The 15918-nt window shown below is 31.4% G+C and carries 15 protein-coding genes and 1 pseudogene; 15 read left to right on the top strand and 1 reads right to left on the bottom strand.

Going from position 1 to position 15918, the window contains the following annotated elements; translation table 11 throughout:
- Window positions 1–13: 13 nt before the first annotated feature.
- From A7L45_RS06880 to A7L45_RS06895, 5 genes and pseudogenes are all read left to right on the top strand, one after another.
- Window positions 14–1180: an AI-2E family transporter gene (locus A7L45_RS06880; RefSeq protein WP_071612093.1), complete on the top strand. Its 1167-nt coding sequence runs from the start codon at window positions 14–16 to the stop codon at window positions 1178–1180.
- 132 nt (window positions 1181–1312) lie between these two features.
- Entirely contained in the window at window positions 1313–2065 is a 753-nt protein-coding gene (locus A7L45_RS06885; protein WP_071612094.1) for an NYN domain-containing protein, read from the top strand.
- A gap of 173 nt (window positions 2066–2238) precedes the next feature.
- Window positions 2239–3015 carry a 4,5-DOPA-extradiol-dioxygenase gene (ygiD, locus tag A7L45_RS06890; RefSeq protein ID WP_071612095.1) on the top strand — a complete coding sequence of 259 codons (777 nt, stop codon included), beginning with the start codon at window positions 2239–2241 and terminating at the stop codon, window positions 3013–3015.
- 68 nt (window positions 3016–3083) lie between these two features.
- A pseudogene (locus A7L45_RS24200) lies at window positions 3084–3191 on the top strand (transporter); the annotation flags it as partial.
- Window positions 3178–3348 (top strand): cation transporter dimerization domain-containing protein, encoded by a 171-nt coding sequence (locus A7L45_RS06895; protein WP_084647373.1) that lies wholly within the window; start codon window positions 3178–3180, stop codon window positions 3346–3348. The pseudogene A7L45_RS24200 and the gene A7L45_RS06895, both read left to right, overlap by 14 nt.
- 32 nt (window positions 3349–3380) lie before the next feature.
- Here the strand turns inward: A7L45_RS06895 and A7L45_RS06900 are convergent, their stop codons facing one another.
- Window positions 3381–4025 carry a helix-turn-helix transcriptional regulator gene (locus tag A7L45_RS06900; protein ID WP_071612096.1) on the bottom strand — a complete coding sequence of 215 codons (645 nt, stop codon included), beginning with the start codon at window positions 4023–4025 and terminating at the stop codon, window positions 3381–3383.
- 149 nt (window positions 4026–4174) lie between these two features.
- Here A7L45_RS06900 and A7L45_RS06905 point away from each other — a divergent pair, with 149 nt between their 5' ends.
- From A7L45_RS06905 to A7L45_RS06950, 10 genes are all read left to right on the top strand, one after another.
- The gene (locus tag A7L45_RS06905) at window positions 4175–4801 is read left to right on the top strand and encodes an HD-GYP domain-containing protein (RefSeq protein WP_071612097.1); all 627 of its coding nucleotides are present in this window, start codon (window positions 4175–4177) and stop codon (window positions 4799–4801) included.
- Window positions 4802–4870: 69 nt separating this feature from the next.
- On the top strand, window positions 4871–5302 hold the full coding sequence (locus A7L45_RS06910; protein ID WP_071612098.1) for a flavodoxin: 432 nt from the start codon (window positions 4871–4873) through the stop codon (window positions 5300–5302).
- Between the two features lie 34 nt (window positions 5303–5336).
- Window positions 5337–5948: a DUF3793 family protein gene (locus tag A7L45_RS06915; protein ID WP_071612099.1), complete on the top strand. Its 612-nt coding sequence runs from the start codon at window positions 5337–5339 to the stop codon at window positions 5946–5948.
- Between the two features lie 395 nt (window positions 5949–6343).
- On the top strand, window positions 6344–7657 hold the full coding sequence (locus tag A7L45_RS06920; protein WP_071612100.1) for an aspartate kinase: 1314 nt from the start codon (window positions 6344–6346) through the stop codon (window positions 7655–7657).
- Between the two features lie 40 nt (window positions 7658–7697).
- Window positions 7698–8987: a homoserine dehydrogenase gene (locus tag A7L45_RS06925; protein ID WP_071612101.1), complete on the top strand. Its 1290-nt coding sequence runs from the start codon at window positions 7698–7700 to the stop codon at window positions 8985–8987.
- Window positions 8988–9057: 70 nt separating this feature from the next.
- Window positions 9058–10224, top strand: a complete 1167-nt coding sequence (locus A7L45_RS06930) for a M20 family metallopeptidase (RefSeq protein ID WP_071612102.1) — start codon at window positions 9058–9060, stop codon at window positions 10222–10224.
- A 206-nt stretch (window positions 10225–10430) separates the two neighbouring features.
- Window positions 10431–13226 (top strand): sigma-54-dependent transcriptional regulator, encoded by a 2796-nt coding sequence (locus A7L45_RS06935; RefSeq protein ID WP_071612103.1) that lies wholly within the window; start codon window positions 10431–10433, stop codon window positions 13224–13226.
- A 244-nt stretch (window positions 13227–13470) separates the two neighbouring features.
- Entirely contained in the window at window positions 13471–13944 is a 474-nt protein-coding gene (locus A7L45_RS06940; protein ID WP_071612104.1) for a mannose/fructose/sorbose PTS transporter subunit IIB, read from the top strand.
- 129 nt (window positions 13945–14073) lie between these two features.
- The gene (locus A7L45_RS06945; protein ID WP_071612105.1) at window positions 14074–15051 is read left to right on the top strand and encodes a mannose/fructose/sorbose PTS transporter subunit IIA; all 978 of its coding nucleotides are present in this window, start codon (window positions 14074–14076) and stop codon (window positions 15049–15051) included.
- Window positions 15052–15096: 45 nt separating this feature from the next.
- Window positions 15097–15903, top strand: coding sequence for a PTS mannose/fructose/sorbose transporter subunit IIC (locus A7L45_RS06950; protein WP_071612106.1), 807 nt, complete (start codon window positions 15097–15099; stop codon window positions 15901–15903).
- The last annotated feature ends 15 nt before the right edge of the window (window positions 15904–15918 follow it).

Genomic DNA, 15918 nt, shown 5'->3' on the forward strand with positions numbered 1-15918 from the left:
GGAGAATATAAATTTGAAAGACAAGTTAGATAAAAAGTATCTTGAATGCGTATTATATGTTGTGCTAGGGGCAACCCTAATATTTATAAGTTATAATGTAGTATTTAATTTCAAAGTATTATTTACAACTACCATTGGTATAATAAATGCTATAGCTTCAATTATATCGCCACTTATTGTTGGTTGCATAATTGCTTATCTACTATATCCGTTATCAAAGATTATAAATACTTTTTTAGTTAAGTCACTAAAACTCAAATATAAGCCACATTTGATAAGTATTCTGCTAACATATTTAGTAGTGATTTTATTAATTGTTATACTTATTTATAGTATGTATGCAATGATTGGTGGACAAATTAGTAGCAATCAAACCTTATCGGTTATGTTTGCAACTATAACTGATTATATAAAACGATATAATGAATTTTTTGATTATATTAACAGGAAAATTACGCAGAGTGGTCTTTCTCTTGATCTAAAAGGTTATTTATCTCAAGCTATAACGCAAGTATATTCCTATTTATCGGTCTCTATAAATAGCATTATTATGCTATTTGCAGGTATAGGCAATATTCTTGTGAATAGTTTTATTGGCTTATTCATTTCCTTTTATTTGTTAAAGGACCATGATTTTTTTAAGAAACTTTATATAAATTCTGTGGGACTTATAATGAGAGAAAGAAGGTTTAACAGCCTTAATAAAACTATATTTGAAATTAATGATATTATATCTAGCTTTATAAGAGGGCAATTGCTTGATGGGTTAATAGTTGGCTTAATTAGCAGTATTGGACTATCAGTTATAGGACTTGATTTTGCTTTTCTTATAGGGTTAACAGCAGGTATTGCCAATATTATACCTTATGTTGGTCCACTAATTGGTTGTATTCCAGCAATTATTATTGGTCTTCTTAGTCCAAATCCAATTATGGCTGTTTGGGCAGTTCTTCTACTGCTTGCAGTTCAGCAACTTGATAGTGCTGTTATATCACCAAAAGTTGTAGGAGACAGTATGGGACTTCATCCAATATTCGTAATTATGGCAATAACCATAGGGGGTTCAATAGCAGGTATAATGGGAATGCTTTTATCTGTACCTATTGCTGGTATAATAAAATTATTTATAATGAAGATTATAACAAGGCATTCAGAGGTTAAAAACATGGAAGGTAAGTAGATACAAGATACATATGTGTATTTTAGAAACAAAGAAGGAATATTTAGAATCTTGTAGAATCTTATATTATAATGCACTAATTAATAGAGTTGCACTATAATAAGTTAAAGAGATTAATGTAAAGGAGAAAAAATGGAGAAAGATAAGAAAATTGCAGTTTTGATTGATGCTGATAATGTGTCTGATAAATATATAAAGTATATCATTGATGAAATCTCGAATCATGGTACACCCACGTATAAAAGAATTTATGGAGATTGGACTAAACCTCAACTAGCTTCATGGAAAAATGTATTGCTTAATTATTCTATAAGCCCAATACAACAATATAGCTATACTACAGGTAAAAATTCAACGGATGCAGCACTTATAATAGATGCTATGGACATACTCTATTCAAATAATGTTGATGGATTTTGTATAGTATCTAGTGATAGTGATTTTACTAAATTGGCAGCTAGGCTTCGGGAAGCTGGTATGTATGTTATTGGTATGGGAGAAAAGAAGACTCCTACGCCGTTCATCTCTGCTTGCGAGAAGTTTAAGTATCTTGAAGTATTAGCATCGATGGCACCAAAACATACTGAGGTACCTATTACTAAGGGAACACAAGCTCAAGAAGATTTAAAGGGTGGTATGATAAGCTCTATTAAGTTAGTAGAAGCTATTAAAACCATTATAACTGAGATTTCAGATGAAGATGGTTGGGCATTCTTAGGGGAATTAGGTAGTACTCTTAATAAAAGGTATCCAGACTTTGATACTAGAAATTATGGGTATACAAAACTTACACCGTTTGTTGCATCTCTAAATATTTTTGAGATTAGGTCAACGAAAACTAGTAATCCAAGTATAAGTCTTAAATACATCAGAAATAAAGAGTAATATTTTTATATAATTGAATTGTTAAGAGGGAGTAGTTATAACAATAAAGTCAACATACTGGTGTATATAACACCTGGCTTTATGACCTTAAAGGTAACGAGACTTTTAACATAATTCTATTGAATTATGTTAAGGGTCTCGTTTTTTATTATACAAATAGGGGGTAATTTATAATGAACAAAAAAATGCCAGTATTATTTATTGGTCACGGTAGTCCTATGAATGCAGTATTAAATAATGAATATACAGAGGCTATACGTCAATTAACTCAAAATATACCTAGGCCTGAAGCTATTTTAGTAATCTCGGCCCATTGGGAGACTGAGGGTACATTTATTACATCATCAGATGAACCTGAGCAAATTTATGATTTTTATGGTTTTCCAGATGAACTGTATAATATTAAATATAATCCTACTGGATCTAAAAAATATGCACAGATTGTAGCTGAGGAACTTAAGGATTCTCATGTAATACTAACAGAAAAATGGGGATTGGACCATGGTGCTTGGGCTGTACTATCGCATTTGTATCCTAAGGCTGATATACCAGTGTTTCAAATGAGTCTGAATAAATTAGGGGATGAACAGTATCATTATGATCTTGGTAGAAAACTTTCGAAACTTCGTGAAAAAGGAATTTTAATTATAGGAAGTGGAGATATTGTGCATAATTTAGGAATAATGGACTATGATATGGATGCAACTCCATTTGAATGGGCGACTGAATTTGATAATTATATTTGTGATGCTATTTTAAATAGAAAGCATGATAAAATTATAAATTATCAAAAAATAGGGAAAAGTGCCAAGTTATCTGTACCTACAAAGGAACACTATTTACCATTACTCTATATAGCTGGAATACAGGATGAAGAAGATGAAGTTAATTTTATATATAAGGGTATACAACATAGTTCTATGTCTATGACAAGTATAAAAATAGGATGAAAATAAGGAAAAAAAATAGACAATAATATCATTTTGTGAAATAGTATATAAATCTAGGAGTGTAAAACATGGAAGAAAAATATAATAATTTAAAAATTGCAGAAAGAGGCGCTCGTATAAGTATTCTTGCTTATATAGTACTCTCTGCATTAAAGCTAGGAATTGGATATTTTTCTTGATATAATAGTTGTAGTTAGCGCAGACTTAAGTGTAGTTGAAGGCCGCAATATCACGGAAGAAATTGAAGGTAAATTGGGAAGTGAGCTTAATATTACTGAAGCAGTGGTCCATGTAGAACCTGAAATTAAATCAGATCAAAATGGTGTAGAATGAAATCCGCACCATTTTTTTAATTGAGAGGATAATTAATGTTTCCTTTTTCTAAATCCATTAGGAGAGACACCCAGATATTTTTTGAAAGTGGTGCAAAAGTGACTTTGACTATTAAATCCGGATTTAAAAGAAATCATTTCTAGTGGATAAGAAGTGTTGTCTAAGAAATCTTTTGCTGCATTAGTTCTACATATATTTATGTACTCGCAAAATTTGAATCCAGTACTCTCTTTAAAAAGATAACACAAATAGTTGCTACTGATATGAACATGGTTTGCAACTTTTTCTAGAGTTATCTTTTTTTCAATATTTGAGTGAATGTAGCTCAAAGCATGTTCTATGATTTTATTCTCAGATATTGGTTTACTCTTATGCAAAATTTCAATGTAGCTTTTAATTATTTGTTCTCCTACGGAAATTAAGTCATCTTTCATATGATGAGTATCCATAAGCTTAAGATTTTGATAACATAAATCCTCCAGGTTTATTGAAGGGTTATTGCAAAAATAGGTGTATATAAAGATATTAATTGAATAGAGTAATTTTTTTAATTCATTTGTGTTATTGGATGAAGATAAAAAAACAGTTATCTTGTTTGTGTATATGTTAATTGAAGTTTCTAAGTTGTTATTTCCGATGTTTAAAGCAAGATCTGTGTGATTGAGTAAATTTTTCATAACATCTCCTTAATATTTTTAAAAAACATAGTAATAATGTTAAATAAATCTAATATAAAACTATTATAATATAAATAAGAACGATAATCAATATCAATACAGAACAATGTAAAATGAATTTTAGAAAAATGCGACTTAGGAGATATGAAATGCTTGGAAAATTATTATCTTTTTTTAGAAATAAAGAAGTATATCATGACATAATTGAAAGCTTAGTCGCAGCTCTTGAAGCCAAAGATGCTTATACGAGTGGTCATTCACAAAGAGTTTCAGATATGGCATATAAACTTTCAAAAGGTCTAGGAATAAGAGGGGTTGAACTTCAAAACATAGATATATCAGCTCACCTGCATGATATAGGGAAGATAGGAGTTCCAGATAAAATTTTAAATAAGAATGGAAAATTATTGCCTCATGAGTGGGAATATATAAAAATGCATCCTAAAATAGGTTTTGATATTTTAAACAAATCAAAGGGATTAAAGTCTATAAGCGAAAATGTTCTCTATCATCATGAGAGATGGGACGGTAAAGGATACCCAAAAGGACTATCTGGAATTGATATACCGCTCGGGTCAAGAGTAATTGCAGTATGTGATTCTATTGATGCTATGACATCTGTAAGACCTTATAGACAGGCTATGGGGTTTGAAGAGTGTATTAAAGAAATTACTATTAATTCGGGATTAATGTTTGATCCTGTGATAGTCCAATATATTGAAGAAAATATAGATACAGTAAGAAGATTTTTAAAGCCTAAAAACACTATATTCTAGACAGTGTTTATATAGATGAGCAATAGTTATATGGATGTACATAAAATTATATATGAGGAGGAAAAGAATATGAAAAATGTAGTAGTTATTTATTGGAGTGGAACAGGAAATACAGAGGCTATGGCTGAGGGTATCGTGGATGGTGTAAAAAAAGTTGAAGATGTTAATGTTAAATTAATTAATGTATTTGATGCAAAAGTGGAGGATGTAATAAATGCAGATGCTGTGGCTTTGGGATGCCCATCTATGGGATCAGAGCAACTTGAGGAAGGAGAAATGGAACCATTTATCGAATCAATTGCGAGTATCGTAACAGGTAAAAGTACAATACTATTTGGTTCTTACGGATGGGGTAGTGGAGAATGGATGGATAGTTGGCAAGAAAGAATGGAAGGGTATGGTGCAAAGCTTATAGCAGATGGACTTATAATTAATAATGATGCTGATAAAGAAGGCATTGAAAAGTGCAGGGAAATCGGTGAACTTTTAGCAAAAGGGTAAGAAAAATTTAAAATAAAATTAATGGAGGATGTTTATGGGATTAGAAGAGTTAAAAGGATTACTCTCTATTGTAAATGAGTATGATGATTTGGAGTATTTATTTTCAGTAATAATACGAAATGCAGCACCAACTATAACAAAACATAAGACATCCTCTTTAATTAATTTTAGTAATAGTAATAGAAACTTAAACAACATATGGGAAAAATATAAAAATGAAGTGAAAGAAAAACTAGATATTGATTACTTTGAATTAAAAAAGGATACAACAAATACATTTGTATTATTTTATAATAAAGAAAAAATGGAGGCAAGTATAAAAGATAATAAAAGCATGTTATTTCTAAAAAGGTTTGGATACACGGAAAACATGAATATAAAACAGTGTTTAATATTATTAGGGAAAAGATTCCAAAAAATATGTCCTCATGAGATTGGAATATTTTTGGGATATCCGCTTGAGGATGTAGTATCTTTTGTTGACTGTCCAAATGAGAAGTGCAAGATGGTTGGTTATTGGAAGGTATATCATGATATTGAAAAAGCTGAAATTATCTTTAATAAATATAATGAGATAAAAGCTACTATTATAAAATTAATGATAAAAGGTATGAAACCAACTGAATTACTAAAACAAGCACAATAAATTGGTGAATATGGTATCCAGTAAATATATATAATGTTATAATCGAATAAATGAAAAAGCTGTGAAGTGTTACTTCGCAGCTTTTTCTGTTAAAGTAAAGGGTGATTTAGCCTTAAATTATTAATAAACATCAGTTTTTTAAATAATAATTTGAAATTAAAATCGAACAAACCAATAAAAACAGAATATTTCGCCAAAAGACATAAAAATCATGTGACATTTTAGAAAAAACGAGTATAATTAATTCAATACTAATTTACGATGTTAATATAGTTATAAAATAAGTTCAAGTATATTATATGCTGATGAACTTTTTTATAAAAGGTAATATAGGGTTGCCTTCTATAAGTTGTAATTCATGACTTTTTAAATTAAGACAGTAGGGGGTAAAAATTATGCAAGTTAAAGTTTCAAAATTTGGTGGGAGTTCATTATGTGATAGCGGACAATTTCAAAAAGTAAAAGACATTGTTTTATCAGATGATATGAGGTGTTATATTGTACCTTCAGCTCCAGGTAAGAGAAGTAAAAGTGATTATAAAATTACAGATCTTTTGTATTTGTGTCACGAGCATGTTGAAAAATCATTGCCATTTGATGAATTATTCAAATTAATTGAAGAAAGATATATTAGTTTGTGTAGTGAATTAAAGCTTTCCATTAATATGTTAGAATATTTAAAGATCCTTAAGAAAAAAATAATTGATGGTGCTTCAGAAGACTATGTTGCAAGCAGGGGAGAATATCTAAATGCATTAATGCTTGCTGAGTATTTGGGGTATGAATTTGTTGATGCCGCTGAGCTTATTGTTTTTACAAAAGATGGACGATTAGATGAAAAAGCAACATACGCTGCTATAGAAATTAGACTATCAAAAGTTAAGAAAGCGGTAATTCCGGGATTTTATGGCGCGTCTGGTGATGGAAAGATAAGAACCTTTTCAAGAGGCGGTTCTGACATTACTGGGGCAATAATTGCTAAGGGGGTAGGGGCAGTAGTTTATGAAAATTGGACTGATGTGTCAGGTTTCTTAATGGCGGATCCAAGTATTGTTAATAACCCTAAACCTATTAAAGAGGTAACATATAAAGAACTTAGGGAACTATCTTATATGGGTGCACATGTTTTTCATGAAGAAGCAGTTTTCCCTGTTAAGAATGAGGGGATTCCAATAAATATAAAAAATACTAATAAGCCAGAAGAAAAGGGAACCTTTATTTTAAATGATAAAATAGAAGTAAAATCCGGTAATATTACAGGTATAGCAGGAAAAAAAGATTTTACAGTAATTGCTATAGAAAAGACGCTTATGGATAAAGATATAGGTTATTGTAGAAGGGTTCTTACAGTTCTTGAAAGTAATTGTGTAGCATTTGAGCATATGCCATCAGGGATAGATTCCATTTCACTAGTAATTGATGATTCTGAACTGGAAAACAAAACTGATAAAATATTAGAAGAAATTGAAAAACAGTGTAATCCAGATTCAATAATAGTACATCCTAATATGGCATTGATAGCAGTTGTTGGAGAGGGAATGATAAAGACCAGGGGGGTATCTGCCAGAGTATTTAGTTCATTAGAAAAAGATAATATAAATATTAGAATGATAAACCAAGGGTCCAGTGAGATGAGCATAATTGTTGGCGTAGAAAACGAAGATTTTGAAAGTGCAATAAGGGCAGTGTATAAGGCATTCGAAAATTAAAGCATTGGATGAGGAAGTTATATTTAAGGAGGAAATTAATATGGAAAAGGTAAAAATAGCAATTTTAGGTTTTGGAAATGTTGGAACAGGTGTGTGGAAGATACTACAAGAAAATCGGAAAGAAATAATGAAACGATCAAATTATGATATAGAGGTAGCTAAAATACTAGTAAGTGACATAAATAAGAAGAGAGAAATTGAATTGCCTAAGGGAGTATTAACAAATAATATTGATGATATTATTAATGATGATAGTATAAAAATTGTAGTTGAACTTATTGGTGGACGTGGCCAGGCTAAGGAATATATGATAAGAGCTATGAAAGCTAAAAAACATATTGTAACTGCAAATAAATTAGTTGTTGCAAATTGGGGCGAAGAGTTATTTAAAATAGCAGAAGAAGAAAATGTTCTGTTTTATTATGAGGCAAGTGTGGCTGGTGGAATACCAATAATACGAGAAATTAATGAGAGCCTTACAGCTAATAGAATTGAGCAGATAATTGGAATTATAAATGGAACAACTAATTATATATTAAGTAAAATGACAAACGACGGAATTAGTTTTGATGAGGCATTAAAAGAGGCTCAAGATAAGGGATATGCTGAGGCTGATCCAACATCTGATGTTGATGGTTTTGACGCTGTATATAAGCTTGCTATAATGGCTTCGCTAGCATTTGGAACTAAGGTTGATCATGATTGTATTTATAGGGAAGGTATAAGGAATATAAGCGCTGTGGATATAGAATATGCGCAAAAGTTCGGTTATACAATAAAACTTTTAGCAATAGCAAAGGAAGAAAATAATAAGTTAGAGCTTAGAGTTCATCCAACATTAATACCATCAAACCACCCAATGGCAAATGTAAATGATGTATTTAATGCGATCTTAATAAAAGGAAATGCAGTTGGAGAATTAATGTTGTACGGAAAAGGAGCAGGAGATTTGCCAACTGGTAGTGCAGTTGTAGGTGATATAATATCTATACTTCGAAATAACGTAAAACCTTCTGACTTAAAGGCTATTAGTGGCGAGGAAGATTTTAAAGAAGTTAAAAACTCGGATGAAAACGAATCAGAATTTTATATAAGGCTTAATGTTAAAGATAGGGCCGGAGTTTTAGGAGATACAGCGAAAATATTTGGGAAAAATAATGTTAGCATCACATCTCTTACTCAAGATGTAGTTCATAAAGAGTATGTATTATTAGCATTTATTACACATAAAAGTTCAGAAAGAAATATAAGAGAGTCACTTAAGAAAATAAAAGAACTAGAAAATGTTAATGAAATAGAAAGCATAATAAGAATAGAATCATTTAATTAATATAATAAGATGAACAATACAAAACAACTAACTATTTGTTAGTTGTTTTTGTAAAAAGGAGTATAAATAAATGAAAGATCAAATTATTAAGCAAGTTAATAGTATAAAAGAAAAACTATGGGAAATAAATGATTTCATTTATTATAATCCAGAACTAGGAAATGAAGAATTTAATGCTGTTTACAAATTAACATCTTTATTATCTGAATATTCGTTTAAAATCGAAGTTGGAATAGCAAATAGAAAAACTGCATTTAAAGCAGTATATGACAGTAATAAAAAAGGTCCAACTATTGCCTTTTTATGTGAGTATGATGCACTGCCAGAAATAGGGCATGGGTGTGGTCACGATATGATTGGCGTAATTGGTATTGGTGCGGCGATAGGTTTAAGTAAGGTATTAGAGGAAGTAGGTGGTAAAATAGAGGTTTATGGAACTCCTGCTGAGGAAACAAATGGTGCGAAAAGTGACATGGCAAAGCAAGGGGTATTTGACAATGTTGATGTTGCTATGATAATACATCCATATGGTAAAACATGTAAAAGTGGTCCGTCACTTGCAATGGAGGCACTACAGTTTGAATTTACTGGGAGGTCTAGTCATGCATCAAGTTCGCCTGAAGAAGGAATTAATGCTTTGGATGCCGTTATATTAATGTTTAATGGCGTAAATGCTATAAGGCAACATGTAACATCTGATGTACGGATCCATGGGATTATAAGTGAAGGGGGCATTGCTGCAAACATAGTACCAGGTAGAGCAGTTGCAAAATTTTATGTAAGGGCTCTTAAGAAAAGTTACTTAAGGGAAGTAATTCAAAAGGTGAAAAATATTGCGAGTGGAGCAGCACTTATGACTGGGGCAACTCTTGAAATTAGTTTATATGAATCGCCATTTGATGATATGAACACAAATGAAAACCTGTCTGATACATTTAATGATAATTTGAGAAGTCTTGGTATAACAGATATTAACCCACCAGAGAATATTGGATCTTTAGATATGGGGAATGTAAGCTATATTGTGCCGTCAATTCATCCGCTACTTGGAATAGGTAATCCAAACTTAATTTTACATACAAAGGAAATGGCTAAAGCGACAATAACAAATCAGGCACATAATGCTTTAATTATAGGGGCGACAGCGCTAGCTCTAACAGGATATGATGTTATTACGAATAGAGATTTGCTTTCAAAGATAAAAGAAGAGTTTATTCAGAGTACAACCAAGCTATAAAGAAATTTATACTTAATAATTTAAATTGACACTTTTTAGCATTGAAATTAAAATATTGATGCTAAGAAGCTTTTTTTTACACTTAAAACTTGAATATGTATTTCAATACAGTTTATAATAAAGAAAGTGTATTAAATGTATTAAGTGTATTAATCTTATTAATCTTATTAATCTTATTAATCTTATTAATCTTTGGGGGTGGTAATTTGAAGAGAAGCGAAAAAGTCTATGAGTATATTGCTGGAAAAACAGAAAAGTTTAATCGTGAAAACTTAGAGGAAAAAATCGGTTTTAGCGCAACTGAAATATCTCAGAGTTTAGATATTTTAAGAAATAACGTAAGTATGGAACTAAATGAATTGCTTAGGCGAGATAGAATAATAAAAATAAAATCTAGACCTGTGTTATACGTTGATAATGCTTGTTTAGAAAGAATATTGAATAAAAAGTTGCCAGTTGGGCCATTAGAAGTAAAAAATTTAAATGAATTATTCCTTAAAAAAAATGAAACTAGTAAGGAAGAATGTCCTTTTGATAAACTTATTGGAGCAAAAACTAGTCTTAAAAATCAAATTGAACAGGCAAAAGCTGCAATACTTTATCCTCCAAATGGTTTGCACACATTAATTGTTGGTCAAACAGGAGTTGGCAAAACCTTGTTTGCAAATATGATGTACAAACAAGCAAAGTATTCGAAAAAATTGGATGAAAAATCACCGTTTATAGTATTTAATTGTGCTGATTATTATAATAATCCTCAACTTTTAATATCACATCTGTTTGGACATATTAAAGGAGCATACACCGGTGCTGATAGCGAAAAGGCTGGGATTGTTGAAAAAGCAGATACAGGTATATTATTTCTAGATGAAATACACAGATTACCACCAGAAGGGCAGGAAATGTTGTTTTATTTTATGGATACAGGTATGTTTAATAGATTAGGTGAGACAGAGAGAAACAGAAAATCCTGCGTTTTAATAATTGGAGCAACTACGGAGGATCCCAATTCATCACTACTAAAGACATTTGTAAGAAGAATACCAATAATTATAACTATTCCTAACTTTGATAAAAGGACAGCAAGTGATAAAGTTGATTTTATCAAATTTTTATTAGCCAATGAGGCACATAGAGTAAACAAAGTAATAAAAATTGAAGACGAAGCAGTAAAGGCGATTATTGGAAGCACATCTTATGGAAATATTGGTCAGATGAAATCAAATATTCAACTTATTTGCGCTAAGGGTTTTTTAAATAGTATCAATAATAAGGATTTTATAGAAATAGATTTTAAATCGCTGCCTTCAGATATTAAAAGTGGATTATTTTATCTAAGCGGCAAACGTAAAGAAATGGAAGAAATATCTGGATATTTAGATTCCAAGCTAATAGTTACTCCAGAAGGTCACAGTGTATTAATTGAAAAAGATCCTTATGATCCACCTTTTAATTTATACAAGATAATAGAAGATAAGGCAGCAATACTTAAAAAAGGAGGTGCAGATGAGGAATATATAAACAATTTTATTACAACTGATATTAATGTGCACATTAAATCCTTTTATAACAAGGTTAAAAGTGATGAGGATGGTAGAAGTAAAATATTAAAAATAGTAGATGAAGACATTCTTGAATTTTCGGAAGAAATAATGGATATGATTGAGAAAAAGCTTGATAAAACACTAACTGATAGATTTTTATATGCATTAAGTCTACATTTAAGTTCATTTTTAAACAGATTAAGTAATCATCAAAATCTTAAGTACAAAAATATAGAGGGCATAATAGATGATAAACGTACAGAATTTAATATTGCAGTAGACGTAAAGGGAATGGTCGAAAAAAAATATAATGTGGTTGTTCCAAAGATTGAAGTAATATATCTTACATTGTTAATCAGTTCTATTACGGAAGAACAAACAAATCAGCATGTGGCAATAATTGTAGCAGCACATGGAAGCAGCACAGCAAGTAGTATGGTTAACGTGGCAAGGCAGCTTCTAGGGGAGGCTGTAATCGAAGCAATAGATATGCCACTCGAAGTTAGTCCTACTAAAACGTTAGATGAAGTTATTGAAAAGGTTAGGGAAATAGATATGGGTAAGGGTGTCCTATTACTTGTGGATATGGGTTCACTTGTTAACTTTGAGTCTATAATAATGGAAAAAACAGATATAAAGGTTAAGACACTAGATATGGTTACTACCTCATTAGTATTAGAAGCCATAAGGAAAGCAACTATTTTAGATATGAACTTAGATGCCTTATATAATTCTCTAAAGCAATTTAGAGGATATTCAAAGATTGAGGAAGAAGAAAAAGGTATTAATAAAGACGATGCAAATAAGAAAAGGGCAATAATAACAATATGCGCAACTGGCGAGGGGACTGCAGTAAAGCTAAAAGAACTTGTGGAGAACATTGTTAGAAGTACAGATGAAAAAGAAATTGAAATTTTTCCGATAAGCATAAAAGACATAGAAAAGGAAATAATAAAAATAAAAAACAACCATACTATTATAGCTTCTGTTGGCATAATAAATCCTAAAATAGAAGCGACCTTTATCTCTCTTGAAGAGCTAATTAGCGGTAACGGTGAAAACATTTTAATGAGTATAATACAGAAAAAAAACTTTAAAATTGAAAAAGGCCATGAAAATACAGTAGTTAAGGATTTATGCGAAGACAGTTTAAATCAATTTTTAACTTATTTAAATCCTTCTAAAATAATAAGTCTATTGTATCAATTTGTAAATCTTTTAGAAGAAAACACAAAAGTAAGCTTTAACAATGCAACCAAAATAAGAATAATGGTGCATGTAGGTTGTGCACTAGAGAGAATGGTAATAAAGGACGGGTTAAAGTATAAGAGAGAAAAAGTTAAGCTAAATGAACACTTGATAGAGATTATTACAGAGGCGACTAAAGTATTTAGAGATGCAATAAACATAAGTTTAACTGAAGATGAAATATTATTTTTAGTAGAAATGATAGAATAGAAGATAATATACTGATACACTTCTCTTTTGATACACTTTTTTATAGGCGAAAAACTAAAGTTAGTATTGAAATTAAAAAAGAAGTGTATTAATATAAAAAAAATAAAAAAAATTTGAAATAAAAAATGGCTATTTTAAAAGAGTTAACACAAATATAATAAATAATACACTATTTTGGCACAACAGTTGCTATATGAATAGTAAGACAACTTAGGTGAAAGTGTTGATAAGGAGATGATTTATAATGAATATAGTGCTTGCAAGAATTGATGACAGATTAATACATGGTCAAGTAGCAACAATTTGGTCGAAAGCCACAAAATGTCAAAGAATAATTGTATGTAATGATGATGTAACGATGGACTCAATCAGAAAGACACTTTTGGAACAAGTTGCACCTCCAGGAATTAAATCAAGTGTTGTAGGAATTGATGAAGCAATAAGAGCTTATAATATTCCCAAATACAAAAATGATAGAGTGCTATTTTTATTCACTAATCCAACTGATGTTGTAAGAATGGTTGAAGGCGGAGTAGCCATAAAGAGTGTAAATATTGGTGGTATGTCATTTCAAGCAGGAAAGAAACAAATAACTAGTGTAGTATCAGTAGATGAAACTGATATTAAAGCTTTCAAAGAATTAAATGAAAGAGGCATTGAATTAGAAATAAGAAAAATTTCTTCAGATTCAAAAGTAGATTTAATGTCAAAACTATAAGATTTAATGGGTTTTAGTTGTAATCGTTACGATTGCTTGTAATGAACTACAATAATTTTGGTTACAGGTTTTTTTAAAAACTTTTATATAAATTTTACTGTAACAAATAAAAAATAGGAGGTATAAAAGATGGTAGGAATAATTCTTGCTAGTCACGGAGAATTTGCTAAAGGCATCTTGCAATCTGGTTCGATGATTTTCGGAGAACAAGAAAACGTGCAAGCAGTTACGTTGATGCCTAGTGAAGGACCTGATGATCTTAAAGCAAAAATGAAAGACGCAATCGCATCCTTTGACAACCAAGATGAGGTTTTAATACTAGTTGATCTTTGGGGCGGTACACCATTCAACCAAGCGAATAGTCTATTTGAAGAACACAAAGACAAATGGGCGATCGTAGCTGGTATGAATCTACCGATGGTGATTGAAGCTTATTCTTCACGTTCTTCAATGGAATCTGCACAGGAAATTGCAGCTTTTATCTTAAAGTCAGCTAAAGAAGGCATTAAAGTTAAGCCTGAAGAATTAGAACCAGCAGATAATGGTAAATCTTCGCAAGCAAACGCAGGAGTTTCTAATGCAGGTGCACCTGGATCATTCGAATATGTTTTAGCTCGTATTGACTCTCGTTTACTTCATGGACAAATAGCCACTGCTTGGTCAAAAGATGTTCTACCTACACGAATTATTGTAGTATCAGATGCAGTAGCCAAAGATGAACTTCGTAGTAAATTGATAACGCAAGCTGCTCCTCCAGGTGTTAAAGCTCATGTTGTTCCAGTTAGTCAAATGATTAAACTTGCAAAAAATGATAAACAATTTGGCGGACAACGTGCATTGCTTCTTTTTGAAAATCCACAAGATGTACTTCGTGCAGTAGAAGGTGGAGTACCACTTAAGACAATCAATATTGGCTCTATGGCTCATGCTATAGGTAAAGTTCAACCAAACAAAGTACTTGCTTTTAATCAAGATGATATTGATACCTTCAAGAAGCTTAAACAAGCTGGACTTACTTTTGATGTTCGTAAAGTTCCAAATGATTCAAAGGGAAATATGGACGAAATTCTTAGAAAAGCACAAGCAGAATTAAATAAACTGAAATAATTTAACTATTTAACTATTTTAAATGAAAAAGGGGGATTAATAATCATGGATATAAATATAATCCAAATGATATTAGTCGTTATCGTGGCATTTCTAGCTGGTATGGAAGGTGTCTTGGATGCATTTGATTTCCATCAACCAGTAATTGCATGTACGTTAATCGGCTTAGTTACAGGTAACTTATTACCATGCCTAATTTTAGGTGGTAGTCTTCAAATGATTGCTTTAGGTTGGGCAAACATAGGTGCTGCCGTAGCACCAGATGCAGCACTTGCATCTGTTGCATCCGCAATTATTTTAGTTCTTGGTGGACAAGGCGTAGCAGGAGTTCCAGCAGCTATCGCTATTGCGGTTCCACTAGCAGTTGCAGGTCTATTATTAACAATTCTTTGTCGTACAATTGCTACAGCGTTTGCACATTTTATGGATGCTGCTGCTAAAGAAGGAAATATCGGAAAAGTTGAAATGTGGCATATAATTGCTATTTGCATGCAGGGTTTACGTAATGCAATCCCAGCAGCCTTGATTTTAGCAGTTGGTGCTGGTCCGATTAAGACAGCACTTGAACTTATGCCTACATGGCTCACAGGTGGACTCGCAATCGGTGGTGGAATGGTCGTAGCTGTTGGTTATGCAATGGTAATCAACATGATGGCTACAAAAGAAGTATGGCCATTCTTTGCAATTGGTTTTGTACTTGCAACTATTTCACAAATTACACTTATCGGACTAGGAGCAATCGGTGTATGTGTGGCTCTTATTTACTTAAAGCTTACTAAACAAGGTGGCTCAGGTAATGGTGGAAGCTCAAATACTGGTGATCCATTAGGCGATATTATTGACACTTACTAAGAAAGGGGGGAATAC

Source organism: Clostridium estertheticum subsp. estertheticum (genome assembly GCF_001877035.1).
GTDB classification, from domain to species: Bacteria; Bacillota; Clostridia; order Clostridiales; family Clostridiaceae; genus Clostridium_AD; species Clostridium_AD estertheticum.

Excerpts from the sequence above, each read along its gene's own strand:
- A7L45_RS06920 (WP_071612100.1), top strand. The coding sequence starts at position 6,344 with ATGCAAGTTAAAGTTTCAAAATTTGGTGGGAGTTCATTATGTGATAGC.
- ygiD (WP_071612095.1), top strand. The coding sequence starts at position 2,239 with ATGAACAAAAAAATGCCAGTATTATTTATTGGTCACGGTAGTCCTATG.
- A7L45_RS06925 (WP_071612101.1), top strand. The coding sequence starts at position 7,698 with ATGGAAAAGGTAAAAATAGCAATTTTAGGTTTTGGAAATGTTGGAACA.
- A7L45_RS06940 (WP_071612104.1), top strand. The coding sequence starts at position 13,471 with ATGAATATAGTGCTTGCAAGAATTGATGACAGATTAATACATGGTCAA.
- A7L45_RS06885 (WP_071612094.1), top strand. The coding sequence starts at position 1,313 with ATGGAGAAAGATAAGAAAATTGCAGTTTTGATTGATGCTGATAATGTG.
- A7L45_RS06950 (WP_071612106.1), top strand. The coding sequence starts at position 15,097 with ATGGATATAAATATAATCCAAATGATATTAGTCGTTATCGTGGCATTT.
- A7L45_RS06915 (WP_071612099.1), top strand. The coding sequence starts at position 5,337 with ATGGGATTAGAAGAGTTAAAAGGATTACTCTCTATTGTAAATGAGTAT.
- A7L45_RS06930 (WP_071612102.1), top strand. The coding sequence starts at position 9,058 with ATGAAAGATCAAATTATTAAGCAAGTTAATAGTATAAAAGAAAAACTA.
- A7L45_RS06900 (WP_071612096.1), bottom strand. The coding sequence starts at position 4,025 with ATGAAAAATTTACTCAATCACACAGATCTTGCTTTAAACATCGGAAAT.
- A7L45_RS06905 (WP_071612097.1), top strand. The coding sequence starts at position 4,175 with ATGCTTGGAAAATTATTATCTTTTTTTAGAAATAAAGAAGTATATCAT.
- A7L45_RS06945 (WP_071612105.1), top strand. The coding sequence starts at position 14,074 with ATGGTAGGAATAATTCTTGCTAGTCACGGAGAATTTGCTAAAGGCATC.
- A7L45_RS06910 (WP_071612098.1), top strand. The coding sequence starts at position 4,871 with ATGAAAAATGTAGTAGTTATTTATTGGAGTGGAACAGGAAATACAGAG.